Annotated in this window: 17 protein-coding genes; 8 read left to right on the top strand and 9 right to left on the bottom strand. The window is 70.5% G+C overall.

Annotation, left to right across the window (positions count from 1 at the left end):
- Window positions 1–118: 118 nt before the first annotated feature.
- A complete protein-coding gene (gene murJ, locus NX801_RS05890; RefSeq protein ID WP_258785933.1) occupies window positions 119–2,293 on the bottom strand; it encodes a murein biosynthesis integral membrane protein MurJ in 2,175 nt (724 codons plus the stop codon).
- Between the two features lie 45 nt (window positions 2,294–2,338).
- Window positions 2,339–4,789 carry a DUF6049 family protein gene (locus NX801_RS05885; RefSeq protein ID WP_258785932.1) on the bottom strand — a complete coding sequence of 817 codons (2,451 nt, stop codon included), beginning with the start codon at window positions 4,787–4,789 and terminating at the stop codon, window positions 2,339–2,341.
- Between the two features lie 172 nt (window positions 4,790–4,961).
- Here NX801_RS05885 and NX801_RS05880 point away from each other — a divergent pair, with 172 nt between their 5' ends.
- Window positions 4,962–6,428, top strand: a complete 1,467-nt coding sequence (locus tag NX801_RS05880) for a CCA tRNA nucleotidyltransferase (RefSeq protein ID WP_258785931.1) — start codon at window positions 4,962–4,964, stop codon at window positions 6,426–6,428.
- A gap of 103 nt (window positions 6,429–6,531) precedes the next feature.
- On the opposite strand, the gene NX801_RS05875 is transcribed toward NX801_RS05880, so the two are convergent.
- The 3 genes from NX801_RS05875 to NX801_RS05865 all read right to left on the bottom strand — a co-directional run bounded on the left by NX801_RS05875 (window position 6,532) and on the right by NX801_RS05865 (window position 9,686).
- Window positions 6,532–7,785: an MFS transporter gene (locus NX801_RS05875; protein WP_258785930.1), complete on the bottom strand. Its 1,254-nt coding sequence runs from the start codon at window positions 7,783–7,785 to the stop codon at window positions 6,532–6,534.
- Window positions 7,786–7,870: 85 nt separating this feature from the next.
- Window positions 7,871–8,953 carry an inositol-3-phosphate synthase gene (locus tag NX801_RS05870; protein WP_258785929.1) on the bottom strand — a complete coding sequence of 361 codons (1,083 nt, stop codon included), beginning with the start codon at window positions 8,951–8,953 and terminating at the stop codon, window positions 7,871–7,873.
- 49 nt (window positions 8,954–9,002) lie between these two features.
- Window positions 9,003–9,686: a PadR family transcriptional regulator gene (locus NX801_RS05865; protein ID WP_258785928.1), complete on the bottom strand. Its 684-nt coding sequence runs from the start codon at window positions 9,684–9,686 to the stop codon at window positions 9,003–9,005.
- Window positions 9,687–10,052: 366 nt separating this feature from the next.
- Between NX801_RS05865 and NX801_RS05860 the strand changes: the two genes are divergently transcribed.
- Both NX801_RS05860 and NX801_RS05855 read left to right on the top strand, forming a co-directional pair.
- On the top strand, window positions 10,053–12,854 hold the full coding sequence (locus NX801_RS05860; RefSeq protein WP_258785927.1) for a transglycosylase domain-containing protein: 2,802 nt from the start codon (window positions 10,053–10,055) through the stop codon (window positions 12,852–12,854).
- Between the two features lie 404 nt (window positions 12,855–13,258).
- Entirely contained in the window at window positions 13,259–14,728 is a 1,470-nt protein-coding gene (locus NX801_RS05855) for a glycosyltransferase family 87 protein (RefSeq protein WP_258785926.1), read from the top strand.
- 117 nt (window positions 14,729–14,845) lie between these two features.
- On the opposite strand, the gene NX801_RS05850 is transcribed toward NX801_RS05855, so the two are convergent.
- The 3 genes from NX801_RS05850 to NX801_RS05840 all read right to left on the bottom strand — a co-directional run bounded on the left by NX801_RS05850 (window position 14,846) and on the right by NX801_RS05840 (window position 17,769).
- Window positions 14,846–15,877, bottom strand: coding sequence for an alanine racemase (locus NX801_RS05850; protein WP_258785925.1), 1,032 nt, complete (start codon window positions 15,875–15,877; stop codon window positions 14,846–14,848).
- A 232-nt stretch (window positions 15,878–16,109) separates the two neighbouring features.
- A complete protein-coding gene (locus NX801_RS05845) occupies window positions 16,110–17,228 on the bottom strand; it encodes a lipid II:glycine glycyltransferase FemX (RefSeq protein WP_258785924.1) in 1,119 nt (372 codons plus the stop codon).
- Window positions 17,229–17,454: 226 nt separating this feature from the next.
- Window positions 17,455–17,769 carry a hypothetical protein gene (locus NX801_RS05840; protein ID WP_258785923.1) on the bottom strand — a complete coding sequence of 105 codons (315 nt, stop codon included), beginning with the start codon at window positions 17,767–17,769 and terminating at the stop codon, window positions 17,455–17,457.
- 279 nt (window positions 17,770–18,048) lie between these two features.
- Here NX801_RS05840 and rpsF point away from each other — a divergent pair, with 279 nt between their 5' ends.
- The 4 genes from rpsF to rplI all read left to right on the top strand — a co-directional run bounded on the left by rpsF (window position 18,049) and on the right by rplI (window position 19,758).
- Window positions 18,049–18,339, top strand: coding sequence for a 30S ribosomal protein S6 (gene rpsF, locus NX801_RS05835; protein WP_004950685.1), 291 nt, complete (start codon window positions 18,049–18,051; stop codon window positions 18,337–18,339).
- 71 nt (window positions 18,340–18,410) lie between these two features.
- Window positions 18,411–18,989 (top strand): single-stranded DNA-binding protein, encoded by a 579-nt coding sequence (locus NX801_RS05830; protein WP_258785921.1) that lies wholly within the window; start codon window positions 18,411–18,413, stop codon window positions 18,987–18,989.
- Window positions 18,990–19,057: 68 nt separating this feature from the next.
- The gene (gene rpsR, locus NX801_RS05825; protein WP_005315025.1) at window positions 19,058–19,294 is read left to right on the top strand and encodes a 30S ribosomal protein S18; all 237 of its coding nucleotides are present in this window, start codon (window positions 19,058–19,060) and stop codon (window positions 19,292–19,294) included.
- Window positions 19,295–19,311: 17 nt separating this feature from the next.
- On the top strand, window positions 19,312–19,758 hold the full coding sequence (gene rplI / locus NX801_RS05820) for a 50S ribosomal protein L9 (RefSeq protein ID WP_258785917.1): 447 nt from the start codon (window positions 19,312–19,314) through the stop codon (window positions 19,756–19,758).
- 221 nt (window positions 19,759–19,979) lie between these two features.
- Here the strand turns inward: rplI and NX801_RS05815 are convergent, their stop codons facing one another.
- The gene (locus tag NX801_RS05815) at window positions 19,980–21,317 is read right to left on the bottom strand and encodes an MATE family efflux transporter (RefSeq protein ID WP_258785915.1); all 1,338 of its coding nucleotides are present in this window, start codon (window positions 21,315–21,317) and stop codon (window positions 19,980–19,982) included.
- A 423-nt stretch (window positions 21,318–21,740) separates the two neighbouring features.
- On the opposite strand from NX801_RS05815, the gene dnaB reads away from it, so the two are divergent.
- Complete coding sequence (dnaB, locus tag NX801_RS05810) at window positions 21,741–23,243, top strand: replicative DNA helicase (RefSeq protein WP_258785914.1); 1,503 nt, start codon at window positions 21,741–21,743, stop codon at window positions 23,241–23,243.
- Window positions 23,244–23,268 lie beyond the last annotated feature (25 nt).

Raw genomic sequence — 23,268 nt, 5'->3', positions numbered from 1 at the left:
GTCGTTCCTGCCTCCCCATCCATTGCGCCGTGTTCCACAGCCACGCCAATTGTGCCCACAGTCCCGTGCTATGCACGACACACGACGACCGGCGATGGTTGTGCGATGGCTCGTCCGGTCAGCGGCCGAGCCGGCCGCGGACCATGCCGACCATCGCGTTGATCTCCTCGATCCGCATCTTCCGGGCCGCGCCGTAGAAGACACCCACGAGCACGATCCCTCCGGTGATCAGCGCGATCAGTGAACCAGCCGCGCCCTCGCCGAGCGCCGCCAGGACGGCGAACCCGGCGGTGCCGCCCAGCAGCGCGGCGGGCAGCGAGGCCATGCAGAGCCGGGCGTAGGTGCGTACGACGAGGGAGCCGTCCAGGTCGCCGCCGAGCCGGTTGCGCAGCCGGCGCCAGGCGATGCCCACCCCCACCGCGTAGGCCAGACCGTAGGAGGCGGCCATCCCGGTGACGGCCCACTGGGCCGGCAGCAGGACGTAGCAGAGGGCGGACGCCGCCGCGTTGACGGCCGCCACGATGACCGTGTTGTAGAAGGGCGTCCGGGTGTCCTCGTAGGCGTAGAAACCGCGCAGCACCACGTACTGCACCGAGTAGGGGATCAGACCCAGGCCGAAGGCCATCAGCATGTAGCCCATGCCCCGCGCGGCCTCCTGGCCGGCCGAGGCGTAGAGCAGGGTGCACATCGGCACACCGAGAGCCAGGAAGGCGAAGGAGACGGGGACGATGGCGACGGCCGAGTTCCGCAGGCCCTGCGAGATGTCGTCACGGACGGCACCCGGGTCGTTGTCGTGCGCGGCGCGGGAGATCCGGGGCAGCAGCGCGGCCATCACCGAGACGGTGATGATCGCCTGCGGCATGCCCCAGATGAGCTGGGCGTTGGAGTAGGCCAGGAAGCCCGCGCCGTCCTTGCCGGACGCCTTGCCCGCCGCCGTGGCCAGCTGGGTGACGACCACCACGCCCGCCTGGTTGGCGAGGACGAAGAGCACGGTCCACTTGGCCAGCTTGACCGTCTTGCCGAGTCCATGGCCCTTCCAGTCGAAGCGCGGACGGAACCGGAACCCCGCCTCACGGAGGTAGGGGATCATCGCCAGCGCCTGGACGACCAGGCCGAGCAGGGTGCCGGCGCCGAGCAGCCGCACACCCTCGTCGGGGATGGTCGTCACCTTCATGCCGGACTGGGCCGAGGAACCGTAGACCCAGATGAACAGGCCGAAGGTGACGATCACCACGATGTTGTTGAGGACCGGGGTCCACATCATCGCGCCGAACTTGCCGCGGGCATTGAGGATCTGCCCCATGACCACGTGCACGCCCATGAAGAAGATGGTCGGCAGGCAGTAGCGGGCGAAGGTGACGGCGACGCCGTTCGCCGCCGGGTCCCCGGCGATCGTCGGGGACAAGGCACTGATCAGCAGGGGTGCGGCGAAGACAGCGAGCAGCACGATGACACCCAGCGCCACCATGACGAGGGTGAGCAGCCGGTTGGCGTAGGCCTCGCCGCCGTCCGCGTCGCTCTTCATCGAGCGCACCAGCTGCGGCACGAAGACCGAGTTCAGTCCACCGCCCACGGTGAGGATGTAGATCATCGTGGGCAGGGTGTAGGCGACGGTGTAGGTGTCACCGAGCAAGGCGGCGCCTAGCGCGCCGGTGACGACCAGCGTGCGCAGGAAGCCGGTGAGCCGGGAGACCAGGGTGCCCGCAGCCATCACGGCGCTGGACTTCAGCAGCCCCGAGACCCGGCCGCCCGACTTCGGTGGCGTGGGCGCGGCGGCGGGTGCGGGCTCCGGCTCCGGGGAGGGCGCCGGGGCCGGCTGGTGGCCGCGCTGGTCCTGGTACAGATGAGCGAAGGCGTCCGGTTCCGGGCGCTGCTGGCTCGCCCGGGTGACCAGCTCGTCGACGCCCGTGAACTGCACGGTCCGGGCGTCGTCCCCGTACGGCAGACGGCGGGACGGGCCCTCGGGCTCGGGCGGCGGGGTCTGCGCCCAGACCCGGGGGTCCGGGGCGTACTGCGGGGCGGCCGGCTGCTGGTAGAGCGGCTGGGGCTCCGGCCAGGTGCCCGGCGGGGGCGGCGGGTGCGCGGCGCGGTCGTAGAGGGCCTCCCCCACCGGGTCCTGGGTGGAGAGGTCCTGCTGCCGGTAGGGATCCTGCTCATAGGCGTGCTGGACATAGGGGTCCGGAGCGGGCGGCTCCTGGGGCGAAGACTGCCCCGCGCCGGGGGGCGGCCCGCCATAAGGCGCGCTGCCGCCGCCCGCGTCCTGGCCGCGGTCACCGTCGTACGGCGCGTTCATTCCTGCCCCACCTCATCGTCCCCGGCCGACCGGCCACGACATCGCTCAACGGTCCACTTTCTCACCCGTGCCGGACGGGTCGGCGTTTTCCCGTCCGGTGTTTGCCGCCGGGTCACTCGGCTGCTCCGGGCCGTCGGACACCGGGGCGCCGGTGCTGTCCGGGCTTCCGTCGTCCGTGCGGCCCGAGGGGTCGGGCCGCACGGACGATCCGTCGCCGGCTCCCTCGGTCACCCCGGTCGCCTCCGTACCGCCGGCCCGCTCGTCCGCCGCCTCCGCACCGGCTTCCGGGGAGCCCGGCTCCGGTGCGTCTGCCTCCGCGGGCCGGCGGGCGGCCGCACGCTTGCGGTGGGTGTACATCCTGATGCCGGCGAGCACGAGCAGCAAGACACCGCCGGCGATCACCAGCATCACGGTCGGGGTGATCTCGGAGACCTTGACGGTGAACTCCATGGGCTTGCCGTACGGCCTGCCGTCCTGGGTGTACAGCTGCGCCTTCATCCGCACCGGCCCGTTGGCGTTGGCGGACGCGGTGAACTTCACCGACTGGCTGTGTCCGCCGTCGACCTGGATCTGCTGCTCGGCCATGGGCGCGCCGCCGTTGAGCCCGAGCCGGGTCGGCTTGCTGGACTCCAGCCTCAGCACCAGATGGTCGATGCCCTGGAGCAGCTTGTTCTGCACGGTCACCGGGATGGTGGCGCTGCGTCCGGAGAGCGTGAGGTCGGACTTCTCGATCAGCTGCACCTCGGTGGTGAGGCCCCGGAGGTGCCGCAGGACCTCCGCCCGGTAGGCGCGCGCGGGCTCCGGCCGGCCGCGCCAGGAGGCTGACATCTCCCGGTTGATCGCGTTGCCGAACGGGGTGGTCACCCGGTAGGCGAAGGTGAGGATGACCGTGAAGTTGTCCAGGTCGTCCTGGGTGGCGCGCATGTCCTGGAACGCCTGGACGGGCAGTTCCTGCCGGCGCAGCTCGCGCGGGTAGTCGGCCGGTCCCGGCACCTCGGTGGTGGCGCCGGGGTCGGGCTTGGCGAGGGCCGCCGTGCTCAGGTCGAGAGGCTGGGTCCAGCGCTGGGCCTCGAGGGTGCGCAGAGCGCTCGCCATCGCCTGGGCCTGGCTGGTGGTCGGGGTGCGCTGCGGGGCGACGACGATGTCGCGCTGCTTGCCCGGCTGCTGCTGGGTGATGGCCAGCGTCTGGGCGAGGAACCGCTGGACGGCCCGGGTGGCGTCGGAGGCCCGGGTCAGATCACCGGTGAAGGCGGTGGAGAGGGCCGCGTCCGCGACGACAGCGGTGGTGCCGCCCCCGATGGGCCGGGCGGCGTTGGGCGCGTACGGCAGATCGTCCCGGACGCTGTCGCTGCGGGCGATCACCTTGTCGGCGCCGGCCGAGGTGGCGACGTCCACGATCGACGGATCGATCGCCCCGTCCACCGGCCAGGCGAAGTCGGTGGACGGCTTGACGTGGAGGATCGTCTCGACGGTGGCTCCGGCCACCTCGGTCGCGGGCTGGAGATGGCTGAGCGAGCCGGACACGTCCCGGCCGCGGTGAGCGAGCGAGGCGAGGTCCGGGTCGCCGTACGGCAGAGCGACGATCTCCCGGTCCTTCACCGCCTTCTCCAGCTCGTTGAGCCACTGCTTGGCCACCGCCTGGTGGGTGCCCGGCACCCGGGTAGAGCCGTCCTTGATCTGGTAGTCGCGGGTCATCGCCTCGACGGTGGCGAGCAGGTCGGGGTCGACGACCCAGGTGACCGGCAGGCCGGCGCCGAGCGAGACCAGCTGCTGGAGCCGTCCGCCGGGGGCCAGCTCGGCGGCGAGGTCGTCGTTCTCGAAGACCGGGGTCTGCTGGTCGTCCGGGCCGGTCTCGGCGGAGAGATGGGTCGAGGAGATGAGCGGCCAGAGATAGGTGAGGCCGGTCTTCTTCTCGGTGGTTTCGGGCTGCCACGGCAGGAGGGTGCGCCCGATGCCCAGCACCTGGTCGTACGGTTCGCTCGGGGTGCGCCCGGAGAGCGAGACCGCGAGCTGCCGGACGCCGTCCCCGTCGAGCTCCAGCTTGTCGACCGGGACGGAGAGGCTGAAGTCCCGGGTGATCCCGGAGGGCAGCTGGGGGATCTTCAGCGTGTAGGGGCCGCCCAGCGGCTTGCCGTCCCCGCTCTCGGTGAAGCCACCGGTCCGTCCCGCGGCCCGGTCGATGGCGCCCCGGCCGGTGGGCCCGTCGCCGACCCGGACATCCATCTGCGCGTTGCTGACGGTCTCCTTGCCCTCGTTGGTCACGGTGCCGGAGAGGGTCAGGGTGTCGCCCTCGACGGGGGCGGCGGGGGTGACTGTGTCGAGCGACACATGGACGGTGGAGGCGCCCCGGGCCTTGCCGTCCTGGGGTTCCGCGAGCGCCGGCCCCTGGAGCAGTCCGGCCGGCAGCAGGACCCCCGCCAGCACGGCGGCCGTACGCCGCAGCCAGCGGCGGGCAGGGGAGGGGCGGATGCCCTGGAAGTCTGCCGCCTCGGCCACGCGCTCGCCCGTCCCTCGTCGTCTGTTGCCGTTGGTGGATGTCGGTTCCTGCGTCCACGCATGGTAACGATGGGCGCTGTGGCGAAGTGCCGGGGACCGCTTCGGGGGATCGGCGGGGCACGGGGGGAAACGGGGACGTCCGGCCGGGTGGCGGCACGTACCCTTTTCTGTTGTGCCGAACGCCAACGAAGAACACCCGATCGCTCTGAGCCGGGCGCAGCAGCGCGCCGTCAGTGAACTGCTGCGTGTCTCGCCCGTCGCGGACGAGCTCGCCCGCCGTTTCCAGGATGCCGGATTCCGGCTGGCGCTGGTCGGCGGCTCGGTACGGGACGCACTGCTCGGCAGACTCGGCAACGACCTCGACTTCACCACCGACGCCCGGCCCGAGGATGTACTGAAGATCGTCCGCCCCTGGGCGGACTCGGTCTGGGACGTGGGCATCGCCTTCGGCACGGTCGGATCGCAGAAGAGCGCCCGGGTCGGGGACGCCGTGCAGAACTTCCAGGTGGAGATCACCACCTACCGGTCGGAGGCGTACGACCGGACCTCGCGCAAGCCCGAGGTCAGCTACGGCGACTCCATCGAGCAGGATCTGGTGCGGCGCGACTTCACGGTCAACGCGATGGCCGTCGCCCTGCCCGAGAAGGAGTTCATCGATCCGTACGGCGGTCTGGACGATCTGGCCGCGCGGACCCTGCGCACCCCGGGCACGCCCGAGGAGTCCTTCTCCGACGATCCGCTACGCATGATGCGTGCCGCCCGGTTCGCCGCTCAGCTCGACTTCGAGGTGGCGCCCGAGGTCCTGGACGCGATGAAGGGGATGGCCGACCGGATCGAGATCGTCTCCGCCGAGCGGGTGCGGGACGAGCTCAACAAACTGCTGCTGTCCACACACCCCCGCAAGGGGCTCGGGCTGCTGGTCGGCACCGGTCTCGCCGAGCGGATGCTGCCGGAGCTGCCGGCCCTGAAGCTGGAGAGCGACGAGCACCACCGGCACAAGGACGTCTACGAGCACTCGCTGACCGTGCTGGACCAGGCCATCGACCTGGAGGAGGACGGTCCCGACCTCACGCTGCGGCTGGCCGCCCTGCTCCATGACATCGGCAAGCCGCGGACCCGCAGGTTCGAGCCGGACGGCCGGGTCTCCTTCCACCACCACGAGGTGGTGGGGGCGAAGATGACCAAGAAGCGGATGACCGCTCTCAAGTACTCCAATGAGCTGATCAAGGATGTCTCGCGCCTGGTGGAGCTGCATCTGCGCTTCCACGGCTACGGCGCCGGGGAGTGGACCGACTCGGCGGTCCGTCGCTATGTACGGGACGCCGGTCCCCTGCTCTCCCGGCTGCACAAGCTGACCCGCTCCGACTGCACCACCAGGAACAAGCGGAAGGCCGCCGCGCTGTCGCGGACCTATGACGGCCTGGAGGAGCGGATCGCCCAGCTCCAGCAGCAGGAGGAGCTGGACGCCATCCGGCCCGACCTCGACGGCAACCAGATCCAGGAGGCCCTGGGCATCCGCCCGGGCCCGGCCGTGGGGCGGGCGTACGCCTTCCTGCTCGACCTGCGGCTGGAGAACGGGCCGCTGGAGCACGGGGCGGCCGTCGCCGCGCTCAAGGAGTGGTGGGCCGGCCAGGAGTGAGCCGGGAGGGCTGGTGGTGTTTCACGTGAAACACCACCAGCGGCGGATCCCGGCGGCCGCCGACGCGGTCCGTGCGGGAGACCGCCCTGGGGCGCGCGGTGTTTCACGTGAAACACCGCCGCAGGGCCACGGCGACAGCCGCGTAGAGGACGGCCACCACGGCGACCAGGGACACCGACCGGCCGTCCGGTGGCAGCAGCAGAGCGGCCAGTCCGGCGGCGGCGACAAAGGCCGCGTTGAAGAGCACGTCATAGAGCGAGAACACCCGGCCCCGGTGCGCGTCCTCCACCGAGGTCTGCACCACCGTGTCGGTCGCGATCTTCATCGACTGGGTGACCAGCCCCAGCAGAAAGGCGGCGGCCAGCAGCGGTCCGGGCGCGAAGGTGAGCCCCAGCCCTGCCGCCAGCACCGCGGCCGCGGCGGCACAGACCGTCATCCAGCGGGCCGTCCCCAGCCGCCCGACCGCCCAGGGCGACAGCAGGGCGGCCGCGAAGTAGCCCGCCCCCGAGGCGGCCACCGCCAGCCCCAGCAGCGCCAGCCCCTCGGACTCGGTCGCCGACCAGGCGTACCGGCAGAGCATCAGTACCAGCACGGTGAGGGCGCCGTAGCAGAAGCGCGTCACCGTCATCGCGGCCAGTGCCCCGGCCGCCGCTCGCCGCTCGGCCAGGTGCCGTACCCCTTCCGCCAGGCCCCGGGCGGTCGTCCGCACCGCCGCCCACGGCCGGGACCGGATCAGTTCCGGCGGTGGCCCGAGCAGCGCGCGGCCCAGGCGCAGCGAGGCCAGTGCCGCGCCGAGGTAGAGGGCGGCACCCAGCAGCACGACGGCGGCATCGGAGCCGACCGAGGTCAGGCGGACCAGGAAGGCCAGTCCGCCGCCCGCGGCGGCGGCGAGCGTCCCGGCGGTGGGGGTGAGGGAATTGGCCACGACGAGCCGGTCCTCGTCCACCACCCGGGGCAGCGCCGCCGAAAGACCGGCCAGTACGAACCGGTTGACGGCCGTGACGCAGAGCGCGGAGACGTAGAAGAGCCACTCCGGCACCGTGGCGACGAGCAGTACAGCGGTGACACCGGCGAGCAGGGCGCGCAGCAGATTGCCGAGCAGGAGCACCTGGCGCCGGGGCCAGCGGTCCAGCAGCACCCCGGCGAACGGGCCGACGAGGGAGTACGGCAGCAGGAGCACCGCCATCGCGGAGGCGATCGCGCCCGGGGACGCCTGCCGCTCGGGCGAGAAGACCACATGCGCGGCCAGCGCCACCTGGTAGACGCCGTCCGCGCACTGGGAGAGCAGCCGGACGGCGAGCAGCCGGCGGAAGTCCCTCAGGCGCAGGAGTACGCGCGGATCACGTACGACGGGCATGGCAGCAAGGGTCACACACGCGATGAGTCCCCGCGGCGGGTGCCGCGGGGACTCATCGGGTCCGATCGGACCGGGGGGTGAGCGGTCAGCGCTCGACCTCGCCGTTGATGAACTTCTCGACGTTCTGGCGAGCCTCGTCGTCGAAGTACTGCACCGGCGGCGACTTCATGAAGTACGAGGAGGCGGAGAGGATCGGGCCGCCGATGCCCCGGTCCTTGGCGATCTTCGCGGCGCGCAGCGCGTCGATGATGACGCCCGCGGAGTTCGGGGAGTCCCAGACCTCGAGCTTGTACTCCAGGTTCAGCGGGACGTCGCCGAAGGCACGGCCCTCCAGGCGGACATAGGCCCACTTGCGGTCGTCCAGCCAGGCCACATAGTCGGACGGGCCGATGTGGACGTTGTTCTCACCCAGATCCCGGTCGGGGATCTGGGAGGTGACGGCCTGCGTCTTGGAGATCTTCTTGGACTCCAGCCGCTCCCGCTCCAGCATGTTCTTGAAGTCCATGTTGCCGCCGACGTTCAGCTGCATGGTGCGGTCCAGGATGACGCCCCGGTCCTCGAACAGCTTCGCCATGACGCGGTGGGTGATGGTGGCACCGACCTGGGACTTGATGTCGTCACCGACGATCGGGACACCGGCCTCGGTGAACTTGTCGGCCCACTCCTTGGTGCCGGCGATGAAGACCGGGAGGGCGTTGACGAAGCCGACCTTGGCGTCGATGGCGCACTGTGCGTAGTACTTGGCGGCGTCCTCGGAACCCACCGGCAGGTAGCAGACCAGCACGTCCACCTGCTTGTCCTTGAGGACATGGACGATGTCGACCGGGGCCTCGGCCGACTCCTCGATGGTCTGGCGGTAGTACTTGCCGAGACCGTCGAGGGTGTGACCGCGCTGAACGGTCACCCCGGTGTTCGGCACGTCGCAGATCTTGATGGTGTTGTTCTCGCTGGCGCCGATGGCGTCCGCGAGGTCCAGGCCCACCTTCTTCGCGTCCACGTCGAAGGCGGCCACGAACTCGACGTCCCGGACGTGGTAGTCGCCGAACTGGACATGCATCAGACCCGGCACCTTGCTCGCCGGGTCGGCGTCCTTGTAGTACTCGACGCCCTGCACGAGCGAGGCGGCGCAGTTGCCCACGCCGACGATGGCTACGCGAACCGAACCCATTCCGGTTGCTCCCTGTGTGTTCTCGACGAGGCCCCGCACGGGCGGGGCCTCACTTGGTGGTGTCGTCGGACGGATCCGGCCGGGTACTGCCCCCGTGCCGGGGCAGGCCGCCCGCTTCTCCCGTGGTGTGGTCCTGCTGAGCGGAACTCTCGGGGCCGGACCGCAGGCGGTCCCGTCCCGCGCGTTCGCTCTCGATGAGCTCGTTCAGCCAGCGCACCTCGCGCTCCACGGACTCCATGCCGTGCCGCTGCAGCTCAAGCGTGTAGTCGTCCAGACGCTCCCGGGTCCGTGCCAGGGAAGCGCGCATCTTCTCCAGACGCTCCTCCAGACGGCTCCGCCGGCCCTCCAGCACCCGCATCCGCACCTCGCGCTCCGTCTGTCCGAAGAAGGCGAAACGTGCCGCGAAGTGCTCGTCCTCCCAGGTGTCGGGGCCGGTGTGGGAGAGGAGTTCCTCGAAGTGCTCCTTCCCCGCCGGGGTCAGCCGGTAGACGATCTTGGCGCGTCGCCCGGAGAGGGAGGCGGCGAGGGCGTCTTCCGGGGCGCTGCCTGGTTCCTCGGCCAGCCAGCCGTTCGCGACCAGTGTCTTGAGGCAGGGGTAGAGGGTCCCGTAGCTGAAGGCCCGGAAGATTCCCAGCGAGGTGTTGAGCCGCTTGCGGAGCTCGTACCCGTGCATGGGGGCCTCACGGAGCAGACCGAGTACGGCGAATTCGAGGATGCCCGAGCGCCTGCTCATATGCCTCCGCCTTCGCCGCCACGACGTATGCCGTGCTGATGTATCGGTCCGATACATCAGCACGATAGGGCGGCACTCCGGTCGCGACAAGTGAGGCCGGGGTGAACGGGGTCACATCGGTAATTCGCCACACCGACTTGCCTGATTTGGGGTGAACTTGGGTGCGGAGCGGGTTTTGTGCGTGCGTAGTCTGTGCGGCATGTACACCAGTGGGAACCGCGCGGCGCCGGGGGGCGTCCTTGTTCTGGATGCCGTGTGTGCATGGCGGATGAGCTCTCCGGGGGGCGCGTCCGTACCGAAGTTCGGGGGACCGGAACCCAGCTGCCGCTTCCAGGCGTACTCGCCTGCCCGAGGAGTAGTCGTTCGATGAGCGAGCACCGTCGCAAACCGCCGCAGCCCCAGGGCGGCGGACGAGCCGCGGCCAGGCGCGCCGCCCAGCAGTCCCCGGGGCACCGGGCGGAGCAGGCGCGGGGAGTCAATTCGGGGTCCCCCGCAGGACCTTACGGCGAGGAGCGCCCCTACGGGGGCCGCGCCGAGGCCCGGCGCGCCGCCCAGCGGGGCGGTGGGCGGCGCGCCGGAGCGGCCGGTGGTGCGGGCGGGCACGGAGGCGGCCGGCGCGGTGGCGCGGGGCACGGCGGCGGGCCCGGTGACGGACCCGGCAAGAAGCGGATCATCGACTACCCGAGATCCGGGAAGCACGGCTGGCGCCGCTGGACGCCCTCCTGGAAGCTGGTGACCGGGGTCTTCCTCGGCTTCGCCGCGCTGCTCATGGGGGCGGCGACGGTGGCGTACGCCTGGGTGGAAATCCCCGATCCCGCGAAGATCGCCAAGGCGCAGAACAACGTCTACTACTGGGCCGACGGCTCCCAGATGGCCGCCACCGGCGGCGAGATCAACCGGCAGATCCTGGCCTATGACGCCATCCCGGCGGAGATGCGGTACGCCGTCATGTCCGCCGAGAACAAGTCGTTCGAGACGGACTGGGGCGTCGACCCGTCGGGCATCGGCCGGGCGGTGGTCAACATGGCCATGGGCGGCCAGACCCAGGGTGGTTCGACCATCACCCAGCAGTACGTGAAGAACGCGATGCTGGACGACCAGAGCCAGACGCTCAGCCGCAAGGCCAAGGAACTCTTCATCGCCCTGAAGGTGGGCACGAAGGGGTCCAAGGAAAAGACCATGGCGGGGTACCTCAACACCTCGTACTACGGCCGGGGCGCGTACGGGCTCCAGGCGGCGGCGCGCACGTACTTCAACAAGGACGCCAAGGACCTGAACGCCAGCGAGTGCGCCTTCCTCGCGTCGCTGCTGAAGGGCGCGACCTACTACGACCCGGCCGGCGCCACCGAGATCGACCCCACCGCGACCCCGCAGGCCAACGCGGACCGGGCCACCAAGCGGTGGAAGTGGATCCTCGACGAGATGGTCAAGGACGGCCACCTGGACGCGGCCAAGCGCGCCGGATTCACGGCCTTCCCGAAGGTGGTGCCGCCGAAGAAGGGCGCCCAGCTCAGCGGTCAGACCGGTTACCTGGTCGACCTGGCCAAGGCGTACTTCATCAACAACAACGAGCAGGGCATCACCGCCAAGCAGCTCGCCCAGGGCGGCTACGAGATCCACACGACGTTCGACAAGAAGAACGTCGAACAGCTGCAGGCGGCGGTCAAGAAGGTCTACGACGCCAACATCGATCCGCAGAAGCGTCCGAAGACCGACACCCACGTCCAGTTCGGCGGCGCCTCGGTCAACCCCGAGAACGGCGCCATCACCGCCATCTACGGCGGCGCGGACGCCACCAAGCACTTCACCAACAACGCGGACCAGACCGGTGCCCAGGTGGGCTCGACCTTCAAGCCCTTCGTGCTGGCCGCGGCGATGCGGGACGGAGTGCGCAACCCGGCCCTCGGCTCGGAGCAGGGGCCGTCGGAACGCCGTATCGTCGACCCGGACCGGGCCTTCTACAACGGCCAGAACAAGCTGAAGATCCGCCGGTACGACGGCAGTGTCTGGAAGGACGAGAACGGCAACGAGTGGCTCCAGACCAATGACGGCCAGGAGGACTACAAGAACATCAGCCTCCGCGAGGCGATGATCCACTCCGCCAACTCGCCCTTCGTGCAGCTCGGCATGGACATCGGCATCGACAAGGTCCGGCAGGCCGCGATCGACTCGGGGCTGCGCAAGGAGAGCCTGGTCGAGGCGGATGTGCCGTCCTTCTCGATCGGCATCTCCGACCCCAGCGCCATCCGGATGGCGGGTGCCTACGCCACTTTCGCCGCCAACGGCGAGCGGAACGAGCCCTACTCGGTAACCAAGGTGCTCAAGAGCGGCAAGGAGATCTACACCCACCAGGACAAGGGCGCCCGCGCCTTCGACACCGCCGTCGCCAGCAACGTCACCGATGTGCTGCGCAGCGTCGTGGAGGACCCGGAGGGCACCGGCCGGAAGGCGGCTCTCCCGGGGCGGCAGGTGGCCGGCAAGACCGGTACGACCGACGGCAACAAGTCGGCCTGGTTCGTGGGCTACACCCCGCAGCTCTCGACCGCCATCGACATGTACCGGATGGACGACGACGCAACGAACAAGAATCGTAAATTCGAGGAGATGTTCGGCACCGGCGGGCAGAAGAAGATCCACGGATCGTCGTTCCCGTCGGAGATCTGGCGCGAATACATGTCCACGGCGCTGGAGGGCAAGGAGAAGCTCCGCTTCCCGGAGCCCGAGCCGCTGGACGCGGGGGCGGTGTTCGGCGGAGGGGCCGAGAGTCCGAAGCCCAAGCCGTCGGCCAGCCCGTCGAAGTCGGCCTCCCCGTCGCCCTCGTCCCCCAGCCCGTCGAAGTCGCAGTCCTCGTCCCCGTCCCCGAGCACGTCCTCCAAGGCGTCGTGTCCGCCGTACGAGTGGGACTGCGACGAGGAGAACGGCGGCGGTGACAACTCCGGACAGGTGAACGGAGGCAACGGCAATCCCGCCGGTGGCGGCACCATTCAGGGCGGCGACACCCAGGGCACCGGCAACCCGACCGGCGGCGGAGCCGTGGAGGGCGGCGACAACAGCGGCAATGTGAACGGCGGCAACCCGGCCGGGGGCAGCGCCAACAGCGGTGCCGCCAACGGCGAGACCGACGGCGGCAGACCGGGCGGCGGCTGGATCTCCGGGATGGAGGGCTAGCCTCCCGGTCCCGGCTCCACCCGCGGCGATGGGCCGCCGCATCCCGTACGCGTCCGGTACGCGAGGGGGTGCGGCGGCCCCGCCGTTTCTCCGGGCGGTACGGGGCCCGGGGCGCCGCCGGAGCCGGAGCCAGGGCCAGGGCCGGGCCGGGACCCGGGCCGGGACCTCGCCGGTGTGACGGGTGCCGACCACGGGTGCGCCGGTCCCGGCGGACGGCCGGGACCGTCTGCGGGTGCCCGGGCCTCCGGGGCGGGTAAGCCGCCGGGACCGGGCTCGTCCCCGGTGGTCGTCGGCCGGCGGTCGACCGGCTTGTCGGCGTTGCCCGCGCTGACTGCGCTGTCCGCGCCGCCCCGTTGTCCACAGGCGAGCACGTCGGCGGGTGCGGGTACGGCAGGATGAGGGCCATGACCAGAGAGCGCGTCCGCGAGCCCGTCGTACGCCCGACCCGGCGGGACGAGGTCGCCGCCGCCGGGAGCGAGGTGCTCGGTGGTCCCGTCGGTCGCTGGGCCCGGCCCGGCGGCGGACCGCTCACCCCCGTCCGGGTGATCGCGCTGGTCGCCCTCGGCATGTTCCTGCTGGGCATGGTGCAGAAGATCCCGTGCTACGACTGGGCCTGGTTCCGCGGCGCGGGTTCGCAGTACGCCCACGCCTGCTACTCCGACATCCCGCACCTCTACGCCGGCCGGGGGTTCGCCGACGGGCTGATCCCGTACTTCGACCGGCTCACCGGTGACATGGAGTATCTGGAGTACCCGGTGCTCACCGGTCTCTTCATGCAGGTCGCCGCATGGCTGACGCTGCCGGCCGGCGGCGAGGTGATGCACCGCGAGCAGATCTACTGGCTGGTCAACGCGGGCATGCTGATGGCCTGCACGGCCGTGCTCGTGGTCTGCGTGGCCCGGACCCACCGCCGCCGGCCCTGGGACGCCCTGCTGGTGGCGCTGGCGCCCGCGTTGGCGCTCACCGCCACCATCAACTGGGACCTGCTCGCCGTCGCCCTGACCGGCGCCGCGACGCTGATGTGGTCCCGGGGCCGGGCGCTCGCCTTCGGGCTGCTGCTGGGCCTCGCCACGGCCGCCAAGCTCTACCCCGTCCTCCTGCTCGGCCCGCTGCTGCTGCTCTGCTGGCGGGCCGGGAAGTGGCGGGAGGCGGGTGCGGCGCTGCTCGGCGCGGTGGGTGCCTGGCTGGTGGTCAACGTGCCGGTGATGCTGCTCGCACCCGAGGGCTGGAAGAAGTTCTACACCTTCAGCCAGGAGCGCTCCGTCGACTTCGGCTCCCTCTGGCTCGTCATCTCCCAGCGCACCGGGGAGAACCTCGACGTGGAGTCCGTCAACCTCGCGGCGATCGTGCTGATGCTGCTGGCCTGCGCCGGCATCGCGGCCCTGGCCCTCGCCGCGCCCCGGCGGCCGCGATTCGCCCAGCTCGCCTTCCTGGTGGTCGCGGCCTTCGTCCTCACCAACAAGGTCTACTCGCCGCAGTACGTGCTGTGGCTCATCCCGCTCGCCGCCCTGGCCCGGCCCCGCTGGCGGGACTTCCTGATCTGGCAGGGCTGCGAGGTGATGTACTTCGCCGGCATCTGGCTGTACCTGCTCTACACGACGACCGACAGCAAGCAGGGCCTGCCCGCCGAGGGATACCAGCTGGCGGTCGCGCTGCATCTGCTGGGCACGGCGTACCTCTGCGCGGTGGTGGTGCGGGACGTGCTCCGGCCGGACCGGGACGAGGTCCGGCGGGACGGCTCCGACGACCCCTCGGGAGGTGTGCTGGACGGCGCCCCGGACGTCTTCGCCCGCGGCCGCTCGGTGGCGGGACCCGACGGGTACGCGGCCGGGCCGGACGAACGGCGCCCGGACCGGGGAGCCCCGGCGGGGTGAGCCCGCCGGGGGCGGCGGGGCGGTGGCGCCCCGGGCTCCCGGTGCCCGGGCACCCGGCGCCCCGGGCGGATGCCGCTGCGACCCGCCGGCGGCCCGGGGCCCCGGAGCCCCGGTGGCTCAGCGCTCGACGAGCCGGTCGAACTGGGTGGTGGTGTGCCGCAGATGAGCCACCAGCTCGTCCCCGACCCGCGGCTCCTGGGCATCCGCCGGAACGAAGAGGATCGACACCTGCATGTGCGGGGGCTCCGCGAACCACCGCTGCTTGCCGGCCCAGACGAACGGCGAGAGATTGCGGTTGACGGTCGCCAGACCGGCGCGGGCCACGCCCTTGGCGCGCGGCATCACACCGTGCATCGCCTTGGGCGCCTCCAGACCGACGCCGTGCGAGGTGCCGCCCGCGACGACCACCAGCCAGCCGTCGGAGGCGGCCTTCTGCTGGCGGTAGCCGAACCGGTCGCCCTTGGCGACCCGGGTGACGTCCAGAACCGCGCCCCGGTACTGCGTCGCCTCGTGGTCCCCGAGCCAGAGCCGGGTGCCGATCCGGGCCCGGAACCGGGTCTGCGGGAACTGCTGCTGGAGCCGGGCCTGCTCGTCCGCCCGCAGATGGCTGACGAACATGGTGTGCAGCGGCAGCCGGGCCTGGCGCAGCCGGTCCATCCAGGCGATGACCTCCTCGACCGCGTCCGTGCCGTCGGTGCGGTCCAGCGGGAGGTGGAGCGCGAAGCCCTCCAGGCGTACGTCCTCGATGGCGGCGTGCAGCTGGCCCAGCTCGTGCTCGTGGACGCCGTGCCGCTTCATGGAGCTCATGCACTCGATGACGACCCGGGCACCGACCAGGGCGTGCACCCCGTCCACCGAGGAGACCGACCGGACCACCCGGTCCGGCAGCGGAACCGGTTCCTCACCGCGCCGGAACGGGGTGAGGACGAGCAGATCGCCGCCGAACCAGTCCTTGATCCGGGCCGCCTCATAGGTGGTGCCGACGGCCAGCATGTCCGCCCCGAAGCGCGCCGCCTCCTCCGAGAGCCGCTCGTGTCCGAAGCCGTAGCCATTGCCCTTGCAGACCGGTACCAGGCCCGGGAACTGGTCGATGACGGACTTCTGGTGCGCCCGCCAGCGCGCGGTGTCGACATAGAGGGAGAGCGCCATGGCCGGCCCGGAACCTTTCTGGTGACCGCGGTGTTCCGCGTGTTCAGGAGGGGCTGTGTATTCAGCGTATTCAGCAGTGAGCCGAAGGGACTGAGGGGACTGGGAACTGAAGATGACTGACTGATGGGGACGGAGGGGAGCGACGGGAGGGACCGGAGCGGGCCCGGGAGAGCCGGAGCCCTGCGGCCGGCCCCGGGCCTCCGGGGCGGGTCCCCCGGAGGCGGAAGCGGTCTCAGCGACGCGACATATACATGTCCAGCGCCTTGTGGAGCAGCTTGTTCAGCGGGAAGTCCCACTCACCGATGTACTCGACCGCCTCGCCGCCGGTGCCGACCTTGAACTGGATCAGGCCGAAGAGGTGGTCGGTCTCGTCCAGCGAGTCGGAGATGCCGCGCAGGTCGTAGACGGTGGCGCCCATCGCGTAGGCGTCCCGGAGCATCCGCCACTGCATCGCGTTGGACGGCCGGTACTCACGGCCGATGTTGTCCGAGGCGCCGTACGAGTACCAGACGTGCCCGCCGACGACCAGCATCGTCGCAGCCGACAGGTTGACCCCGTTGTGCCGCGCGAAGTAGAGCCGCATCCGGTTGGGGTCCTCGTTGTTGAGCACCGTCCACATGCGCTCGAAGTACGAGAGCGGCCGCGGCCGGAACTTGTCGCGGACCGCGGTGATCTCGTACAGCCGCTGCCATTCGGGCAGGTCGTAGTAGCCGCCCTGGACCACCTCGACCCCGGCCTTCTCGGCCTTCTTGATGTTGCGCCGCCAGAGCTGGTTGAAGCCCTTGAGCACATCGTCGAGCGAACGGTTCGCCAGCGGGACCTGGAAGACGTAGCGCGGCTGTACGTCACCGAAGCCGGCGCCGCCGTCCTCGCTCTGCTGCCAGCCCATCTTACGGAGCCGCTCGGACACCTCGAAGGCGCGCGGCTCGATGTACGTCGCCTCCACGTCCCGCAGCCGCTTGACGTCCTGGTCCTGGATGCCGGACTTGATCGCGCCGGCGTCCCAGCGGCGGATGACCACCGGCGGGCCCATCTTCACGGAGAAGGCGCCCTGGTGCTTCAGGTGCGCCAGCATGGGCTGCAGCCAGTCGTCCAGATTGGGGGCGTACCAGTTGATGACCGGGCCCTCGGGCAGATAGGCCAGGTATCGCTTGATCTTGGGCAGCTGGCGGTACAGGACGAGACCGACGCCGACGAGCTGCCCGGCGTTGTCGAACCAGCCCAGGTTCTCCGAGCGCCACTCGTTCTTCACATCGGCCCATGCCGGAACCTGGCAGTGACTCGCCGACGGCAGGGTCTGGAGGAATGCCAGATGCTGCTCTCGGCTGATGGTCCTCAGGGTCAGGCTCATATGGGGCGCTCCTCGGCAGGTGTGTCCCCATGGTGTCAGGGGCTCCGGCTCTCGCGCCGAAGCCTATCTGGCACCCGGGAGCACCCCGTCTGGCCGCTAGTCGGCGGTGGTCCGGCGGGGCTCCCCGCCGGACCACCGCCGGGCCCCGGGCCGGGTGACCTGCCGGGCCTCCGGTCGGGGTCCCTGCGGGAATCCGGCCGGTCGCCGGCCGGGCCTCTCCGCCGGCTCAGCCGAGCAGCCCGCCGAAAAGGCCGCCGTGCGCCATACCGAGCCCGAAACCGACGGCGGAGGCGCCCAGGCCGATGATCAGCAGGGTGCGCTCGCGGGTGGTCTCGGAGATGAACTGGCCGTACGCCCCAGTGCAGATTCCCACCAGACCGGCCCAGGAGCTGATCAGGTGCAGATGGTGGAACTGGGCCGTCACGAAGGCGAGGACCCCCAGCACCACGGTCACCGCCATCAGGGTGTCCTGGACCGGGTGGGGCTTGCCGTCGGTGGCGAACAGGGACGAGGAGGGATGACGCTGGAATGCCTGGGCCATGTGGCACCTCCTGGCTGAACCGTAAGGCGGCGCCCGGCGGCGCCGCCCTACCCGATGCGTACAGATTGCGTGCCCTCCCGCCCCGATTTCAACCGGAAGGCGGTGTGCGGGTACGCTGTACGGTCTGCGCCGGTCTCTGCCCATGTCCCGATACGGGAGTCACGCAGGCCCTCGCTCGCCGGGGGTGTGTCAGTGGCGGCCGATACCGTCGTTCACGCATTACGACCCTCCTGCCACGGAACGACCGTGGCCGCTGAGTCCAAAGGAGGTGGGTTCCACATGCGTCACTACGAGGTGATGGTCATCCTCGACCCCGATCTCGAGGAGCGTGCTGTCTCCCCGCTGATCGAGAACTTCCTCTCCGTCGTCCGTGAGGGCAACGGAAAGGTGGAGAAGGTCGACACCTGGGGCCGTCGTCGTCTCGCCTACGAGATCAAGAAGAAGCCCGAGGGCATCTACTCGGTCATCGACCTGCAGGCCGAGCCCGCGGTCGTCAAGGAGCTCGACCGGCAGATGAACCTGAACGAGTCGGTCCTCCGGACCAAGGTCCTCCGTCCCGAGACCCACTGAGCATCCCGCTCAGCGGTTCCGGGTCCGAGTAGCAGCAAGCAGCCAGCAGCAATCCCGCCGAGAGGTTCCCCATGGCAGGCGAGACCGTCATCACGGTCGTCGGCAATCTTGTCGACGACCCCGAGCTGCGCTTCACCCCGTCCGGTGCGGCGGTCGCGAAGTTCCGTGTCGCGTCCACTCCCCGCACCTTCGACCGCCAGACCAATGAGTGGAAGGACGGCGAGAGCCTCTTCCTGACCTGCTCGGTCTGGCGCCAGGCGGCGGAGAACGTCGCGGAGTCGCTCCAGCGCGGCATGCGTGTCGTCGTGCAGGGCCGGCTCAAGCAGCGGTCCTACGAGGACCGCGAGGGCGTCAAGCGCACGGTCTTCGAGCTGGACGTCGAGGAAGTCGGCCCCAGCCTCAAGAACGCCACGGCCAAGGTCACCAAGACCACCGGTCGCGGCGGCCAGGGCGGCTACGGCGGTGGCCAGCAGCAGGGCGGCGGCAACTGGGGCGGCGGCTCCGGCGGTGGCCAGCAGGGTGGCGGCGGTCCCGCCGACGACCCGTGGGCGACCGGAGCGCCGGCCGGCGGTGGCCAGCAGCAGGGCGGCGGTGGCGGCTGGGGCGGTAGCTCCAGCGGCGGCGGCTACTCGGACGAGCCCCCCTTCTAGGAAGCCCGCTCAGGGCCTCCCGGAAGTCGGTTCGTACCCCACTTCTTGATCACACAGGAGAAACACACATGGCGAAGCCGCCTGTGCGCAAGCCGAAGAAGAAGGTCTGCGCATTCTGCAAGGACAAGACCGCTTACGTGGACTACAAGGACACGAACATGCTGCGGAAGTTCATTTCCGACCGCGGCAAGATCCGTGCCCGCCGCGTGACCGGCAACTGCACGCAGCACCAGCGTGACGTCGCCACGGCCGTCAAGAACAGCCGTGAGATGGCGCTGCTGCCCTACACGTCCACCGCGCGCTAAGGGAGGGTGACCGAATCATGAAGATCATCCTCACTCACGAGGTCTCCGGCCTCGGCGCCGCCGGCGACGTCGTCGACGTCAAGGACGGCTACGCTCGCAACTACCTGGTCCCGCGCGGTTTCGCGATCCGCTGGACCAAGGGCGGCGAGAAGGACGTGGCGCAGATCCGCCGCGCCCGCAAGATCCACGAGATCGCGACCATCGAGCAGGCCAATGAGGTCAAGGCTCAGCTCGAGGGCCTGAAGGTGCGTCTGGCCGTTCGCTCCGGCGACTCCGGCCGCCTCTTCGGCTCGGTCACCCCGGCGGACATCGCCTCGGCGATCAAGTCCTCGGGTGGCCCGGAGGTGGACAAGCGTCGCATCGAGCTCGGTTCGCCGATCAAGACCCTGGGCTCGCACCAGGTCTCCGTGCGCCTGCACGCCGAGGTCGCCGCCAAGGCCGACATCGAGATCGTCGCCGCCTGAGCAGCGTCCCGCCGCGCGGTACGCGTCGGTAGTACGGGAAGGGGCCGCACTCCTCGTGAGTGCGGCCCCTTCCGCTGTACAGACCGGTTCCCGGGGTCGGGTGTTTCACGTGAAACACCCGACCCCGGGAACCGGAGGCCGGAGCCCAGGCCGGAGCTCGTGGCCTCGGGGGCATGCGTGGGAGGGCCGGTCGTGCCCGGAGCGGTACGGCCCGGGGAGGCTCAGCGCGTGGCGCCCGTGACCAGCCAGCGCCCCGAGCGCATCCGGAGCCCGAGCGTCAGCAGTCGTACGGCCATCATCAGCGTCATCGCCCACCAGAGGGCGGTCAGCCCACCGCCGAGCACGGGAACGAGCAGTGCGGCCGGAGCGAAGACGGCCAGCGTGACCACCATGGCACCGGCCAGATACGGCCCGTCGCCGGCACCCATCAGCACCCCGTCGAGGACGAAGACCACTCCGGCCACCGGCTGGGAGAGCGCCACCACCAGCAGCGCCGGCAGCAGGGTGTCCTGGACGGTGTGGTCGCCGGTGAAGAGCGGCACGAAGAGGGGCCGGGCCAGTACGAGGAGCGCCCCGAGCACCAGTCCGGAGAGGGTGCCCCACCACACCATGCGGCGGCATACCTGGCGCGCGGTCCCGGAGTCCCCGGCGCCCAGGCAGCGCCCGATGATCGCCTGTCCCGCGATGGCGATGGCGTCCAGGGCGAAGGCCATCAGGCTCCACAACGAAAGGATCACCTGATGGGCCGCGACCTCGGCGTCACCGAGACGGGCGGCCACGGCAGTGGCGATCATCAGGACGGCACGCAGCGAGAGCGTACGGACGAGCAGGGGAGCACCCGCCCGGGCGCAGGCCCGGATGCCGGCGGCATCGGGCCGGAGCGTGGCGCCGTGACGGCGGGCGCCACGGACGACGACGGCGAGATAGGCGGCGGCCATGGCGCACTGGGCGATGACCGTGCCCCAGGCCGAGCCCGCGATGCCGAGCCCGGCGCCGTACACCAGGCCCGCGTTGAGCGCGGCGTTGGCCGCGAAGCCGCCGATCGCCACCCGGAGCGGGGTCCGGGTGTCCTGGAGCCCGCGGAGAACCCCGGTGGCCGCCAGCACGATCAGCATGGCCGGGATGCCCAGGGTGGAGATCCGGAGATAGGTGACCGCGTACGGAGCCGCGGTGTCGGAGGCGCCGAAGAGGCTGACCAACCAGGGCGCGGCCGGCAGGGTGAGAGCGGCGACGGCGGTGCCCAGGAGCAGGGCGAGCCAGATGCCGTCCATGCCCTGCCGGATCGCCGCGGGCAACTCGTCCGCGCCCACGCGGCGTGCGACGGCCGCCGTGGTGGCGTAGGCGAGGAAGACGAAGACGCTCACGGCGGTGGAGAGCAGGGCGGCGGCGACCGCCAGACCGGCGAGCTGGGCGGTGCCGAGATGGCCGATGATGGCACTGTCGACCATGAGGAAGAGCGGCTCGGCGACGAGTGCCCCGAAGGCCGGCAGGGCGAGGGAGAGGATCTCCCGGTCGTACCGCCGCCGGGTCGGACCGGGGGGTGCGGAGGCCTGGGACATGGGGGCAATCTAATCTTCCACAGGTAAGGGATGCAAAAGATGCACGGGCCTTACTTGTAGCTGTCCGGGCGGCCGCTCGGAGGTGCGCTGCCGCCGATCGTGACCCGGCCGGGAAAGTTTTTCTCTCCCACAGCCGGTGGATGGAAAAACAGCAGGTCAGCGCCGTCCCGAAGGTGCGGCTATGAGTTTGTCCACACGGCTGTCCCCCGGTCCGTGCACAGGTTCCCGCGGGTTCTCCACAGCATCGGCGCCTTCACCCACAGGCCCTGTGGATAACCAGATTGGCTGACGGTGCCCGCGGGCCTACCGTGGTCCGGCGCCCGACGTGCCGGAAGCGGAGTAGAGCCTCTTGTTTGTCAGAGCCGTGGCGTAAGAAAGAGTGGCACGGCGAGGTCCGCGAGGCGGACGGGAGGAGGCGGGCCGGTGAGTGTTTCCGAGCCCATGGACGACCCCTGGGCCGAGACCGGTCCCAGCGACCGCCTTCCCGCCTCCCGCCGGCGCGGGGAGGGCCGGGGCGGCGAAGGCCGGGGGCGTGGCCGTGGCCGCGACGATCAGCCCGACCGGGAGGACGGCGGCGGCCCCTGGGACAGCGGCGCGGGCGGCTTCGAGCGGGTGCCGCCGCAGGACCTGGACGCCGAGCAGTCGGTGCTGGGCGGCATGCTCCTCTCCAAGGACGCCATCGCGGACGTCGTGGAGATCATCAAGGGCCATGACTTCTACCGCCCTGCCCACGAGACGGTCTACCAGGCCATCCTCGATCTCTACGCCAAGGGCGAGCCCGCCGACCCCATCACGGTGGGCGCGGAACTCACCAAGCGCGGGGAGATCAACCGGGTCGGCGGTGCCTCGTATCTGCACACCCTGGTGCAGTCGGTGCCGACGGCGGCCAATGCCTCGTACTACGCGGAGATCGTCCATGAGCGCGCTGTACTGCGGCGGCTGGTGGAGGCGGGCACCAAGATCACCCAGATGGGATACGCCGCGGACGGCGACGTCGACGAGATCGTGAACTCCGCCCAAGCGGAGATCTACGCCGTCACCGAGCAGCGCACCAGCGAGGACTACCTGCCGCTCGGCGACATCATGGAAGGCGCGCTGGACGAGATCGAGGCGATCGGCTCGCGCAGCGGTGAGATGACCGGTGTGCCGACCGGCTTCACCGACTTCGACTCGCTGACCAACGGCCTCCATCCCGGTCAGATGATCGTGATCGCCGCACGTCCCGCGATGGGTAAGTCCACCCTGGCGCTGGACTTCGCCCGGGCCTGTTCGATCAAGAACAACCTGCCGAGCGTGATCTTCTCCCTGGAGATGGGCCGCAACGAGATCGCCATGCGCCTGCTCTCGGCGGAGGCCCGGGTGGCGCTGCACCACATGCGTTCCGGCACCATGACCGACGAAGACTGGACCCGGCTGGCGCGGCGGATGCCGGACGTCTCGCAGGCCCCGCTCTACATCGACGACTCCCCCAACCTGTCGATGATGGAGATCCGGGCCAAGTGCCGCCGCCTCAAGCAGCGCAACAACCTCAAGCTCGTGGTCATCGACTATCTCCAGCTGATGCAGTCCGGCGGCTCCAAGCGCGCCGAGAGCCGCCAGCAGGAGGTCTCCGACATGTCGCGAAACCTGAAGCTGCTGGCGAAGGAGCTGGAGCTCCCGGTCATCGCCCTGTCACAGCTGAACCGAGGCCCCGAACAGCGCACCGACAAGAAGCCGATGGTGTCCGACCTGCGTGAGTCCGGCTCCATCGAGCAGGACGCCGACATGGTCATCCTGCTGCACCGGGAGGACGCGTACGAGAAGGAGTCCCCCCGGGCCGGCGAGGCGGACCTGATCGTCGCCAAGCACCGTAACGGTCCCACGGCCACGATCACCGTCGCCTTCCAGGGCCACTACTCCCGCTTCGTGGACATGGCCCAGACCTGATCCACCGCCACCTTGCAGGCCGTCA

It is taken from the genome of Streptomyces pyxinae (genome assembly GCF_024756275.1).
Taxonomy (GTDB): Bacteria; Actinomycetota; Actinomycetes; order Streptomycetales; family Streptomycetaceae; genus Streptomyces; species Streptomyces pyxinae.
Note: the sequence above shows the minus strand (reverse complement) of the source record. Positions and strands in the feature narration are given on the sequence as shown.

Excerpts from the sequence above, each read along its gene's own strand:
- murJ (WP_258785933.1), bottom strand. The coding sequence starts at position 2,293 with ATGAACGCGCCGTACGACGGTGACCGCGGCCAGGACGCGGGCGGCGGC.
- NX801_RS05875 (WP_258785930.1), bottom strand. The coding sequence starts at position 7,785 with ATGCCCGTCGTACGTGATCCGCGCGTACTCCTGCGCCTGAGGGACTTC.
- NX801_RS05870 (WP_258785929.1), bottom strand. The coding sequence starts at position 8,953 with ATGGGTTCGGTTCGCGTAGCCATCGTCGGCGTGGGCAACTGCGCCGCC.
- NX801_RS05865 (WP_258785928.1), bottom strand. The coding sequence starts at position 9,686 with ATGAGCAGGCGCTCGGGCATCCTCGAATTCGCCGTACTCGGTCTGCTC.
- NX801_RS05860 (WP_258785927.1), top strand. The coding sequence starts at position 10,053 with ATGAGCGAGCACCGTCGCAAACCGCCGCAGCCCCAGGGCGGCGGACGA.
- NX801_RS05855 (WP_258785926.1), top strand. The coding sequence starts at position 13,259 with ATGACCAGAGAGCGCGTCCGCGAGCCCGTCGTACGCCCGACCCGGCGG.
- NX801_RS05850 (WP_258785925.1), bottom strand. The coding sequence starts at position 15,877 with ATGGCGCTCTCCCTCTATGTCGACACCGCGCGCTGGCGGGCGCACCAG.
- NX801_RS05845 (WP_258785924.1), bottom strand. The coding sequence starts at position 17,228 with ATGAGCCTGACCCTGAGGACCATCAGCCGAGAGCAGCATCTGGCATTC.
- NX801_RS05840 (WP_258785923.1), bottom strand. The coding sequence starts at position 17,769 with ATGGCCCAGGCATTCCAGCGTCATCCCTCCTCGTCCCTGTTCGCCACC.
- rpsF (WP_004950685.1), top strand. The coding sequence starts at position 18,049 with ATGCGTCACTACGAGGTGATGGTCATCCTCGACCCCGATCTCGAGGAG.
- NX801_RS05830 (WP_258785921.1), top strand. The coding sequence starts at position 18,411 with ATGGCAGGCGAGACCGTCATCACGGTCGTCGGCAATCTTGTCGACGAC.
- rpsR (WP_005315025.1), top strand. The coding sequence starts at position 19,058 with ATGGCGAAGCCGCCTGTGCGCAAGCCGAAGAAGAAGGTCTGCGCATTC.
- rplI (WP_258785917.1), top strand. The coding sequence starts at position 19,312 with ATGAAGATCATCCTCACTCACGAGGTCTCCGGCCTCGGCGCCGCCGGC.
- NX801_RS05815 (WP_258785915.1), bottom strand. The coding sequence starts at position 21,317 with ATGTCCCAGGCCTCCGCACCCCCCGGTCCGACCCGGCGGCGGTACGAC.